Here is an 11,466-nt window from a genome sequence, read left to right on the forward strand (position 1 = left end):
AGGAGACGGTCAGGCGGGTACCGCGATCGAGGTGATCACAAACCCGTCCCTGGCCAGCCAGCGCCCGGTGAACCCGGTCAGGGGTTCTCCGTCCACTATCGGTGCTTCGATGAGGATCCGTGCGGTGAACGTGCCCGCGTCGGGGTCGATGGTGACGTCGGCGTCCTCGAAACCCAGCCACAGGCGGGTGATCGGGAACCACGCCTTGTAGACGGACTCCTTGGCGCTGAACAGCAAGCGGTCCCAGCTGACCTTGTCGCCCGCCGCGCGCAGACCGTCCATCCTGGCCAGTTCGGTCGGGACGGCGATCGCCTCCAGGACGCCCTTCGGCGTCGGGGCGTTGGGCTCGGCGTCGATGCCGATCGAGCGGAAGTCCGACCGCCGCGCCACGGCGGCGGCGCGGTAGCCGGTGCAGTGGGTGATGCTGCCGACCACGCCGTCCGGCCAGACCGGTTCGCGTTTTGGTCCGGGCAGGATTGGGACGGCGGGGAAACCGAGTTGGCCGAGTGCCGTCCGAGCGCAGAAGCGGCCGGTGGTGAACTCCTTGCGGCGCTTCTCGACCGACTTGGCGAGCAGTTCCAACTCCTCCGGGAACAGTTCGACGCCCTCGGGGTCGTCGAAGCGGTCCACGGCCGCGACGGGGCTCGGCAGGAGGTCGGTGATCATCGCGGGTCCCCCTCGCGCAGCACGTCGACCAGGCGCGCGCCGGTCAGGCCCCTGGGCTTCCACTCGCGCGGGTAGCCGAGGGACACCTCGTCGAAGCGGATGCCGTCGTGGCGGGTCGTGCGGGGGATGTGCAGGTGGCCGTAGACCATCTCGGCGCAGTTGAAGCGCAGGTGCCAGTCGGCGGTGCGCTCGGTGCCGCACCACAGCGCGAACTCCGGGTACCGCAGCACCCGTGTGGGCTCGCGGACGAGCGGGTAGTGGTTGATCAGCACGGTCTTCAGCGCCGGGTCGACCTCCGACAGCCTGCGCTCGGTCTCCACGATCCGGGACTCGCACCACGCCTCGCGGCTGGGGAACGGGTCGGGGAACAGGAAGTACTCGTCCGTGCACACCACGCCGGCCTCGTGGGCCTTCGCCAGCGCCGAGACCTGGTCGTGCGTGCCTTCGGGGCGGAACGTGTAGTCGTAGAGCGTGAACAGGGGAGCGACGACCAGCGGAGCGGCGGAGCCCTCGAAGACCGGGTACGGGTCCTCGGGCGTCACGACGTCGATGCTCCGGCACATCTCGACGATCTGCTTGTAGCGGACCTCGCCGCGGGTCTGCACCGCGTCGTCCTTCGTCGTCCACAACTCGTGGTTGCCCGGCGACCAGATGACCTTGGCGAAGCGCTTCCGCAGCAGGTCCAGGGCCCACTCGATGTCGTGGAACTTCTCGCCGACGTCCCCCGCGACGATCAGCCAGTCGTCCGGGGACGGGGCCTCGATGGCGGCCACGAAGTCCCGGTTCTCCTGGTACGTCACGTGCAGATCGCTGGTGGCGAGCAGTTTCGGCGTACGGGTCACGAGTTCGACCTTAACCGTTCCCGAGGCGCTTCTCCGATACCCCGAAGCCCCCTACGGCGGTAATTCAGCGCACGAGAACGACCGTTCATCCGTTCGTCGCAGATGATGGCCCGTTGGGCTCATACCCCTACACCGTGTAACGCTAGGCGGGTCCGTTCAGCCCTACGGGCCCCTAAACCACCTATCGGGTAGTCGGCCGGCTTCCTACGGTGATCACATCGCAACCATCCCGGCGGAGGACCAGATGTCGGAGTCCCACTTCGCACGAACCCCCGACCCCCGGTTGGCCCGTCAGGTGCCACCCGGTGTCCGCGGCGCCGCCACGCCGTTCAGCCGGACGGTCGGGGCCGAGATCACCCGCACCGCGCAGCAGCAGCAATACGGCTACCCGCCACCTCGTCGCCGCACCCCGGCCGAGGAAGCCGCGTTGTCCACCCTGCTCCGCACCCGTCAGCGCGCGCAGACCAGCAGGCCCGAGCCGTGGCTGCGCCAGAACCCCGAAACCCCGGCCCCGGCCGCCGCCCCGCGCGGCGACGTGACCGAACTGCTCGCCGCGCGGCTCGTCCCCGCGTCCCTGTGGTCGCTGGTCGAACCGCTCATCCCGCCGGTCAAGATCCGGCGCCAAGGCGGCGGCCGCAGCCGCGTCTCGGACCGCGCGATCTTCACCGCGATCGTGTTCGTCCTGACCAGCGGTTGCGCGTGGCGCCACCTGCCGTCCTCCTTCGGCGTCACGGTCCCGACCGTGCACCGGCGGTTCCAGGAGTGGACCGACGCGGGCCTCTGGCTGCGCCTGCGCCGCGCCGCGATGGACCGCCAGACCGCGGGCGAGGAGAACGAGTGGATCCACGCCGTCCTGGAGGCGGCCGAACGCCGCGGAACGAAGTCCTGAGCTCTGCCGTCGGATGAACGTGGTGGCCGGTCCGGCTCGCCGAGCAGGTGAACCGGACTGATCCCCACCACGTTCATCTTGGTAAGACCTCAGGAGGAACCCATGTCCACCACCGACACCCCGCTGTCACACCGCGCACTCGCACTGCTCCGCGCCACCGCCGCAGGCCGCGTCGAGCTCACGTGCAGCAGCGAACCCGACTTCCGCGTCGACAAGCTCGCCTGCTGCGACCAGCCGGCCGCCCGCCTGCTCGTCCACGCGGGCCTCGTCGAGCCCGCCATCGCGGCCCCACTGGGCCACTGGGTCCCCGCCCACCTCAGCCCCGCGGGCGCTGAAGTCCTCGCGCTGGAGACCACCACAGCCGCAGCCTGAACGGCAGCAAACGGACCCGGCCTGTTGCTTGGCCTGTTCACTCGGCCCAGCTGCCTGGCTCGGCTCCACTGTCTAGCCCGACTGCCTGCCTGCCTGGCTCGGCTGCCTGGCTTGACTGGCTCGGCTGCCTGACTGGCCGACTGTCCGGCTCGATTACCTGACTGGCTCGGATTGCCTGGCCGACTGCCTGTCTGGCTGACTGTCCGGCTCGGCTGCCAGCCTGGCTCGGATCGCATGGCCGACTACCTGTCCAGCTCGGACTGCCTGGCCGACTACCTGCCTGGCCGACTGCCTGCTCCGGCTTCAGCCGCTTTCCGCCGCCACTCTCTTCCGTGGCCGGTTCGCCTCCGGTGACGGCTCGCCCTCGGTAGCAGTTCGCAGACCGCGCCTGGTTGGCTTTCCGCGCTTGTCCTGCCTTCGGTGACCAGCCTGCTGTTCACGCCAGGCGATTCCCACGGTTCGCGATTCCCGCGTTTCGGCACCGTTCGCAGAGGTCCCCCGGCCAGGGGGTCCCCCGAATTTCAACACTACCGGCGAGCACCGACAAAAACGGATCGCCAAGCCTCTGACCAGGTCAAACCGTGGCCGCCCGGCGCGGTGTCAGTGCCGTTGCCACTCGGGTGAGCGGCCGAGGTGGGTGAGAATCCGGTTCAGCGGGTCCGCGTCATCGCCGGTGGTCAACGCCGGGCCGAAGGCCGCGTTCAGGGTCATGCGGTTGTCGCCGTCGGGCACCGTGAGGGCGATCCGCAGCGCGGTCCCGGCGACCTCCGGCTCGAGGCGGTAGTCGAGGTCGAGCGTGCGGGCCACGTCCCAGCCGTGCACCACGTAGTCGATCAGGTGGAAGCCGATCGCCATCGCCGCGGGGAAGCGGGACACCGGCTGGAACTCCGGCAGGTGGAATTCCGGGACCGGGTCGGCGAAAGCGGTCAGGACGTCCTCGGCCGCGTCGGTGTACTCGGCCACCGCGCCGAAGGGGCGGACCCGCCACGCTTCGAGGTCGTCTCCTCGGCCTCGAGCCGCCGCGGCGAAGCCGTGGTGTTGAGCGGTCATGTGGGCGAGCAGATCGGCCAGCGTCCAGTCCGCGCACGGGGTGGGGTGGGAGAAGAGATCGGGGTGGACGCGGGCGACGAGCGCGGTGCTGGCCTGGACGACGGTGCGGTGGTGGGCCAGGAGCTCATTAGTAGGCACCTGCTTACGATAAGCAGTTGCCTACGATCGGGTCAAGGTCGGTACCATGCCGATCATGGATGGTCGGCGACCGGATCTCGCGGCGATGATCGCGCCGTTGCAGCAGGCGCTGGTCGCCGCCGAGCTGCCGGTGCTGCGCGCGCACGAGCTGAGCATGTGGGGCTACGTCGTGCTCAGCGCGCTGGACAACCAGCCGGTCCGTACTCAGGCCGCGCTCGCCGAGGTCATCGGCGCGGACAAGAGCCGGATCATCGGGGTGCTGGACGAGTTGGAGGGTGACGGGCTGCTGGAGCGCACCCGTGACCCGGCCGACCGGCGGGCGCGGTTCGTCGCCATCACCGACGAGGGGCGTCGGCGGCGGCGGGCGGTGCAGGCCGAGGTGCAGCGCAACGAGGAGCGCGTGCTCGCCCACCTGCCGCCCGCCGACCGGGAGGCGTTCCTGCGGTCGCTGGAGGTGCTCGCGGCCGAGATCACCGGCCCGGCTACGCGTGCAGGCCGTGCTGGTACTTCGGGAACCGGACGCTGATCTTCGTGCCCAACCCCTGCGCCGTCTCCACGACCAGGCCGTAGTCGTCGCCGTAGAAACGGCGCAGGCGCTCGTCGATGTTGCCCAGCCCTATCCCCGCCGTCTCGTCGACCTGCCCGGCCAACGTCCGCCGCAGCGCCTCGGGGTCCATGCCGATGCCGTCGTCCTCGATGGTGATGTGCGCCTCCGCGCCCGCGTCGGCGGCGAGGATCTGGATGTGGCCCGGCTCGACCTTGCCCTCCATGCCGTGCCGCACGGCGTTCTCCACGAGCGGTTGCAGGCACAGGAACGGCACGGTCACCGACAGCACCTCGGGTGCGATCTGGAGCGTCACGGTCAGGCGTTCGCCGAACCGGGCCCGTTCCAGCGCGAGGTACTGGTCGATGGACTTCAGCTCCTCCGCCAGCGTGGTGAAGTCGCCGTGCCGCCGGAACGAGTACCGGGTGAAGTCGGCGAAGTCCAGCAGCAGCGTCCGCGCGCGCTCGGGGTTCGTGCGCACGTAGGACGCGATGGCGCTGAGCGAGTTGTAGATGAAGTGCGGCGAGATCTGCGCTCGCAGCGCCCGCACCTCCGCCTCCACCAGACGGGTGCGCGAGCGGTCCAGCTCGGCCAGTTCCAGCTGGCCCGACGCCCACCGCGCGACCTCGTTCGTCGCCCGCACCAGGCCCGCCGACGCCTCACGGCTGTACGCGGCGAGCACGCCGACGACGTGGCCCTCGACGGTCAGCGGGGCGACCACGGCGATCTGCACCGGGCAGTCCGGCAGCGTGCAGCCGATGTCGAACGCGCGCGTCCGGCCGGTGCTGAACACCTCCTGCGCCAGCCGCATGGTGTCGCCGGAGTGGTGGCCGCCCATGCCCTCCCACGCGACGACCTCGACCTCGTCGGTCAACGCCAGCGCCGGGGTGTCGAGCAGCGTGCGCAGGTGGCGGGCCGACTTCTTCGCCGCCTCCGGCACCAGGCCCGCGCGCAGCGGGGGAGCGGCGGACCACGCCGTGTGCAGGGTCTCGAACGTGATGCGCTGAGCCTCGGTGAGGAAGTCCTGCCGCGGACCCGATCCCCGCCACAGCACGAACACGATGGCCGCGCCGACGAGGAGGATCGCGCCGACGGCCAGCAGACCCGTCACGGCTCGGTTCTCCGGCGGATGTCGCTCATGGACGGTTCCTCGCTCGTGTCCAGCCCGAGGTTCTCGGGCGCGTGCAGGCGGACCATGACCCGGTTGACGTTCTCGGGCACCTTGCCGGGCGTCAGCAGCGACACCGCGTACATCACGACGAACCCGAGCGGCACGGTCCACGCGGCGGGCCGCGACAGGAACACGTAGTACCACTGGTCGCTGGTGCGGGCGCTGATCGTGATGATCCCCGCCGCCAGCGCGGGCAGCCCGCCCGCGAGCATCCCCGCCACCGCGCCGACCGTCGTGATGCGCGTGCTCCAGATCCCCAGCAGCAGCAACGGGCACAGCGACGACGCCGCGACGGCGAACGCCAGCCCCACCATGTCCGCGACCGGGATCCCGCCCACCAGCAGCGTCATCGCCAGCGGGACGATCGCGGCCAGCGCGGCGGAGATCCGGAACCCCCGCACCCCGCGCATCTTCAGCACGTCCTGGCTCAGCACGCCCGCGAGCGACACCATCAGCCCGGACGACGTGGACAGGAACGCGGCGAAAGCGCCACCCGCGACCAGCGCGCCCAGCAGTTGCCCGCCGAGGCCCTCGATCATCCGGCTGGGCAGCACCAGCACCACGGCGTCGGTGTCGCCGGTGAGCAGCAGCTCGGGCGTGTAGAGCCTGCCGAGCACGCCGTAGATCGGCGGCATCAGGTAGAAGATCCCCAGCAGCCCCAGCACGATCAGCGTCGTGCGCCGCGCCGCGCGGCCGTTCGGGTTGGTGTAGAAGCGGACGATCACGTGCGGCAGCCCCATGGTGCCCAGGAACGTCGCCAGGATCAGCGAGTACACCGCGTACAGCGGGAACTCGCCGCCCTCGGACATCGGCAGCGCCCAGTTCGCGTTCGTGGTGTGCGGCAACGACTCCAGGTGCGGCACGGTCGCGCCCGCCGGGAACACGAACGTGCTGCCCGCCGCGATCGTGTGCTCGCCCTGCGTCAGCACGAGCCGGTCGCCCTCGACCCGCTGCCCGTCGACCAGGCCGCGGCCGGAGTAGGCGACCTCGTGGTCGGCGTCGACCACCGTCGCCGTGTCGAACGAGACGCTCGTGTCCTGGCGGAACACCGGGTACTCCGGGCCGTTGACCCGCTGGCCGCCGTGCGCCTGCCACGCCAGCAGCAGGAACACCACCGGCACCGCGATGGCCGTGAGCTTCAGCCAGTACTGGAACGCCTGCACGAACGTGACGCTGCGCATCCCGCCGGACACCACGTTCACCGTCACCACGACCGCGACGATCAGCCCGCCCAGCCAGTCCGGCGCGCCCGTGACCGTGTGCAGCGTCAGACCGGCGCCCTTGAACTGCGGCAGCAGGTACAGCCACGCGATGGCGATCGCCAGCCCGCTCGCGACCCGCCGCACCACCGGCGAGGAGAACCGCGCCTCGGCGAAGTCCGGCAGCGTGTACGCGCCCGACCGCCGCAGCGGGGCCGCGACCAGCGTCAGCAGCACGAGGTAGCCCGCGGTGTAGCCGACGGGGAACCACAGCATGTCCGGGCCGTGGGCGAAGATCAGGCCCGCGATCCCCACGAACGACGCCGCCGACAGGTACTCGCCGCCGATCGCGGACGCGTTCCACCACGGCGACACCGTGCGCGAGGCGACGTAGAAGTCCGACGTCGTGCGTGAGATCCGCAGCCCGTACGCGCCGATCAGCATCGTGCCCAGCGCGACCACCAGCACGGCGACCACGCCGTAGGTGTTGTCCACCTCAGGACCGCTCGACCAGCTCGGCGAACTGCCGCTCGCTCCGCTCGGCCTGCCGCACGTAGAACCAGCCCGCCAGCACGAACACCGGGAACACCACGACCCCGAGCAGCACCCACGGCAGCCCGATGCCGAACACCTGCGCCCGCGACACCGACGGCGCGAACTTGAACACCAGCGGCAACGTCGCCAGCCCGCCCGCCACCAGACCCACCACGAGCAGCCCCAGCGTGCGCTGCGTGCGGATCAGCGACCGCATGTACAGCGCGCCCAGTTGGCTCTGCTCGGTGATCTCCCGCGACGCCGGGAACGGCCGCCGCGGGCGGGGAGCGCCGGTCCGCGGGCTCGTCACCACCACGCGCTGCGTGGGTGGCTGCTCCGGCCTCATGTGGACTGCCGGTTCCGCGGGCTCTCGTCGGACGCCGAGCCGTGCGGCACCGGCCGCGCCCGCCGCACCAGCAGCTGCCGCAGGTGCCGGGCGTGGCGGCGGCTCACCGGGAGCACCGCCCCGCCGATGTTGACGCTCAGGTGCCCCTCCTCCAGCCTCAGCTCGTCGACGTGGCTCAACGACACCAGGTGGCTGCGGTGGATCCGCACGAACCCGGCCGACCGCCAGCGCTCCTCCAGGCCGTTCAACGCCGCCCGCACCAGCCCGCTGCCGGTCGCGGTGTGCAGGCGCGCGTAGTCGCCGTGCGCCTCGACGTAGCGGATGTCGGCCAGCCGGATGAACCGGGTGATCCCGCCCAGCTCGACCGGGATGACCTCCTCGCCCACCTCGGGCTGCGGCGGCGCGACCGGCTGCGGCGCGGGCTCGGCCACGGCCTTCACGTCCAGCACCTCGTGCACGATCCGGTGCACCGACTCCGCCAGCCGCTCCGCCCGCACCGGCTTGAGCAGGTAGTCCAGCGCCTTCAGCTCGAACGCCTCGACCGCGGGCTCCTGGTGCGCGGTCACGAACACGATGGGCGGCGGCTGCGCGAACCGCGACAGCACCCGCGCCAGGTCCAGCCCGTCCAGGCCGGGCATCCGGATGTCCAGGAACACGGCGTCCACCGGCTGCCCGGCGTCCATCGCGCGGTGCAGCCCGCGCAACGCCGTGGTCGCGTCCGTGACGCCCTCGACGTGCGCGATGCGCGGGTCGGAGCGCAGCAGGTACACCAGGTCCTCGAGCGCGGGCGGCTCGTCGTCGACCGCGAGCACGCGCAACGTCCGTTCGAGAGCGCCTCGACGCTCGGGCCCCTCGCAGAGGGGACAGGGCAGGCCTGCGGTCATGTCGAGTCGAGTCCAATGCTGTGAACGGCCGATCTCCACGGCGACGGGGATTAGACCACCAGTCGGTCATCGTCGCCCGTCGAGGGGCCGGTAGCAAGGGCGCGGCCGGCATACGTGTGCACGCGCGGCGGAGCGGACCGGTTCGACCCGGTCGTCAGCCCGCGATGCGGCGGGCGCGGTGGTCGGCGACCCTGGGGTGGGCGGCCAGCGCGTCGCCGAGGGTGATCTCCAGCTCGACGAAGGACTCCTCCGCGCGGCGGGCGGCGACGATCACGGACGACGCCGCGGCCGGGCCGACGAGGCGGCGCGTCGGGTCGGTGAGCGATTCGAGCACTTCGGACCACTGGTTCGACAACTTCGCCAAACCCTCCAGAGCGGCCACCAGTTCACCCGTTGTCGTGGGTGGTTTCGCGGCAATCCGGGCGAGATGGGCGGCCAGCGCTTCCAGGTCGGCGTTCATCGTCACCCCCAATGCGACAGTCATGTACCCAGGATATTGCTCCAGGTCGGCGAAATGGTCAACCAGGTCTCAATTGGCTGCTGTTCGCGCTGGTCACCGGGCAGAATGAATGGTGCGGGCAAGGCCTTTCCGCAACCATTCCTACGTTCCCGTGAGCTGGGTCACCAGTAAACCGGTAACCATTTCACGGGCGCGGACCTCGAATAATCCGAAGCCGGCATCGACCGCCATGTCCAGTGCCGTGCGGGAGTGGTCTAGTGCCTGTGCGTATTCACCCGCGCACCGGTGGGCCTCCGCCGAACCGAGGAGCGCTCGAACGGCCCCGTAGCCGTACTCGCTCGCCGTCGCCAGGTCGTGGGCCCGCCGGTACACCGCCACCGACCTGGGCAGGTCGCCCGAGTGCCGCAGCACCAGGCCCCACGCGCAGTGCACCTCGGCCTCGATGCGGCTCGACCCGCCGAGGTCCCGCACCATCGCCAGTGCCCGCTCGACTACCGCCGCGGCCTGGTCATGATCACCCGATCGGCTCAGCGCCGTGGCGAGGTGCGCGAGCGCCTCGGTCAGGTGGTGCCGCGACCCCGTCCGGTCCCACTGCTCCGTCGCCGTCCGCAGCAGCCCGATCGCCGTGGCGTGGTCGCCGCGCGCGAGGTGGCACCGGGCCAGCAGGGACGTGCACGACGCCTCGATGTTCGTCCCCACCGCCGACCGGGCCAGCTCGACGCCCTCGGTGAGGTGCCCGACGGCCCGGTCGACCTCGCCCTTCATCAGGCCGATCGCCCCGAGCCCGGTGAGCGCGGAGATCCGCATGTGCGGCAGCGACCCCGGCCCGTCGCCCAGCTCCAGCAGCCGCTCGAACGCCGCCACCGCCATCGGGAAGTCGCCCAGCTCCATCGCCAGCACCCCGCGCACCCCCGCCAGCAGCCACGCCGACTCGCCGGGGTGGGCGTCCGCGAGGTCCACGTGGCCCAGCGCGACCCGCAGGTTCCCCAGGTTGCGGTGCTCGCACGCCAGCCACACCAGCATCCGCGTCTCCACGGCCCGGTCGCCCTCGGCGCGCGCCGCCGTCACCGCCGCGTCGATCGCCCCCAGGAACTCCACGTGGTGCCCGTGCGTGCCGAGGTAGCCGCCCATCCCGTTGACCAGCTGCCACGCCAGCGGCCGCGGCCCGACCCGCGCGCAGTGCTCGGTCGCCGCGAACAGGCTGGGCCGCTCGGCGTCGAGCCAGGCCAGCGCCGCGACCTCGTCGTGGAGCAGGTGCGGCGCGGGCGGCGTCGGCGCGCCCAGCTCCGGGTACAGCAGCACCGCGACCTCGTTGGCCGTCCGCAGGTACCAGTCCAGCAGCCGCCGCAGGGCGACGTCCCCGGCCTCGTGCTCGCGGGCCCGTTCCGCCGCGTAGTCGCGCAGCAGGTCGTGCAGCCCGAACCGGCCGTCGTCCGACCGCTGCACGAGGTTCGCCGTCGCCAGCTCCTCCAGCAGCGCCGCCGCGTCCCGCCCGAGCAGCGCCGCCGCGCCGTGCGCGCTCACGTCCGGGCCGGGCACCAGCCCCAGCAGCCGGAACAGCTCCGCCGCCTCGGGCCGCAGCGTCGCGTAGGAGAGGTCGAACGCCCGCCGCACCGCCGCCGAGTCGTCGTTGTCGACCGCCAGCGCCGACAGCCGGTCGCCCTCGCGCAGCTCGGTGACGTAGCCCTCCACGTCACCGGTGCCGACCAGGTTGCCCAGCGAGATCCGCAGCGCCAGCGGCAGGTACCCGCACAGCCGCGCCAACTCGGCCACGAGACCGTCGGCGGGATCGGCGCTCAACGCCCGCGCCAGCAGCTCCCGCGCGTCGCACTCGTCGAGGACCGCCAACCGCACCACGGCCGCGCCCGCGACCCGCAGGTCACCGCGACTGGTGATCAGCACCGAACAACCGGGCTCGTCCGGCAGCAGCGGCGCCACCTGGTCCGCCGAGGCCGCGTTGTCCAGGATCACCAGCACCCGCCTGCCCCGCAGCGCCGCCCGGTAGGCCGCCACGAGCGCCGCCTCGTCGAGCGGCATGTGGTCCACGCGCACACCCGTGGCCCGCAGGAAGCGCGCCAGCACGGCGGTCGTCGCCAACGCCGGGGCGGGGGAGTAGCCGCGCAGGTTCACGTACAGCTGCCCGTCGGGGAACCGCCCGCGCAACGTGTGCCCCACCGACGTGGCCAACGCCGTCTTCCCGACCCCCGGCGGCCCGCTCACCACCACCGCGGAGCCAGAGCCGTTGTCGTACCTGGGTTCTAAGCTCGAATCGGGGGCCCATCCCTCGCGCGCGCGCGCGGGGGTCCCCCCGATTTCCAGCGTACCGAGGGGGTCCGACAATTCCGGGTCGTCGACCTCGGCCGCCCGGAAT

General features: G+C 71.7%; 11 protein-coding genes and 1 pseudogene. 3 read left to right on the top strand and 9 right to left on the bottom strand.

Features of this window, described 5'->3' with window-relative positions; translation table 11 throughout:
* Positions 1 to 9 precede the first annotated feature (9 nt).
* Both ACFWW9_RS27805 and ACFWW9_RS27810 read right to left on the bottom strand, forming a co-directional pair.
* Positions 10 to 666: a 4'-phosphopantetheinyl transferase gene (locus ACFWW9_RS27805; RefSeq protein ID WP_390383909.1), complete on the bottom strand. Its 657-nt coding sequence runs from the start codon at positions 664 to 666 to the stop codon at positions 10 to 12.
* On the bottom strand, positions 663 to 1,508 hold the full coding sequence (locus ACFWW9_RS27810) for a metallophosphoesterase family protein (protein WP_390383911.1): 846 nt from the start codon (positions 1,506 to 1,508) through the stop codon (positions 663 to 665). Before ACFWW9_RS27810 ends, ACFWW9_RS27805 begins: the two co-directional genes overlap by 4 nt.
* A gap of 535 nt (positions 1,509 to 2,043) precedes the next feature.
* Between ACFWW9_RS27810 and ACFWW9_RS27815 the strand changes: the two are divergent.
* Positions 2,044 to 2,391, top strand: a pseudogene (locus ACFWW9_RS27815) (transposase); the annotation flags it as partial.
* Positions 2,392 to 2,499: 108 nt separating this feature from the next.
* On the top strand, positions 2,500 to 2,769 hold the full coding sequence (locus tag ACFWW9_RS27820; protein WP_390383913.1) for a hypothetical protein: 270 nt from the start codon (positions 2,500 to 2,502) through the stop codon (positions 2,767 to 2,769).
* A 600-nt stretch (positions 2,770 to 3,369) separates the two neighbouring features.
* Here the strand turns inward: ACFWW9_RS27820 and ACFWW9_RS27825 are convergent.
* Positions 3,370 to 3,957, bottom strand: coding sequence for a TIGR03086 family metal-binding protein (locus tag ACFWW9_RS27825; RefSeq protein WP_390383915.1), 588 nt, complete (start codon positions 3,955 to 3,957; stop codon positions 3,370 to 3,372).
* A 55-nt stretch (positions 3,958 to 4,012) separates the two neighbouring features.
* Here ACFWW9_RS27825 and ACFWW9_RS27830 point away from each other — a divergent pair, with 55 nt between their 5' ends.
* Positions 4,013 to 4,483: a MarR family winged helix-turn-helix transcriptional regulator gene (locus ACFWW9_RS27830; protein WP_390383917.1), complete on the top strand. Its 471-nt coding sequence runs from the start codon at positions 4,013 to 4,015 to the stop codon at positions 4,481 to 4,483.
* Here ACFWW9_RS27830 and ACFWW9_RS27835 read toward each other — a convergent pair.
* From ACFWW9_RS27835 to ACFWW9_RS27860, 6 genes are all read right to left on the bottom strand, one after another.
* The gene (locus ACFWW9_RS27835) at positions 4,440 to 5,612 is read right to left on the bottom strand and encodes a histidine kinase (protein ID WP_390383919.1); all 1,173 of its coding nucleotides are present in this window, start codon (positions 5,610 to 5,612) and stop codon (positions 4,440 to 4,442) included. The two genes, ACFWW9_RS27830 and ACFWW9_RS27835, sit on opposite strands and share 44 nt — an antisense overlap.
* A complete protein-coding gene (locus tag ACFWW9_RS27840) occupies positions 5,609 to 7,366 on the bottom strand; it encodes a cation acetate symporter (RefSeq protein ID WP_390383921.1) in 1,758 nt (585 codons plus the stop codon). The genes ACFWW9_RS27835 and ACFWW9_RS27840 overlap by 4 nt, the downstream gene beginning before the upstream one ends.
* A 1-nt stretch (position 7,367) precedes the next feature.
* Positions 7,368 to 7,751 (bottom strand): hypothetical protein, encoded by a 384-nt coding sequence (locus ACFWW9_RS27845; protein ID WP_390383923.1) that lies wholly within the window; start codon positions 7,749 to 7,751, stop codon positions 7,368 to 7,370.
* Positions 7,748 to 8,635 (bottom strand): LytR/AlgR family response regulator transcription factor, encoded by an 888-nt coding sequence (locus tag ACFWW9_RS27850; RefSeq protein WP_390383925.1) that lies wholly within the window; start codon positions 8,633 to 8,635, stop codon positions 7,748 to 7,750. Before ACFWW9_RS27850 ends, ACFWW9_RS27845 begins: the two co-directional genes overlap by 4 nt.
* Before the next feature lie 154 nt (positions 8,636 to 8,789).
* A complete protein-coding gene (locus ACFWW9_RS27855; protein WP_390383927.1) occupies positions 8,790 to 9,119 on the bottom strand; it encodes a hypothetical protein in 330 nt (109 codons plus the stop codon).
* A gap of 117 nt (positions 9,120 to 9,236) precedes the next feature.
* Positions 9,237 to 11,321 carry an ATP-binding protein gene (locus ACFWW9_RS27860; RefSeq protein WP_390383929.1) on the bottom strand — a complete coding sequence of 695 codons (2,085 nt, stop codon included), beginning with the start codon at positions 11,319 to 11,321 and terminating at the stop codon, positions 9,237 to 9,239.
* Between the last annotated feature and the right edge of the window lie 145 nt (positions 11,322 to 11,466).

This window comes from Umezawaea sp. NPDC059074, from assembly GCF_042738955.1.
GTDB lineage: Bacteria > Actinomycetota > Actinomycetes > Mycobacteriales > Pseudonocardiaceae > Umezawaea.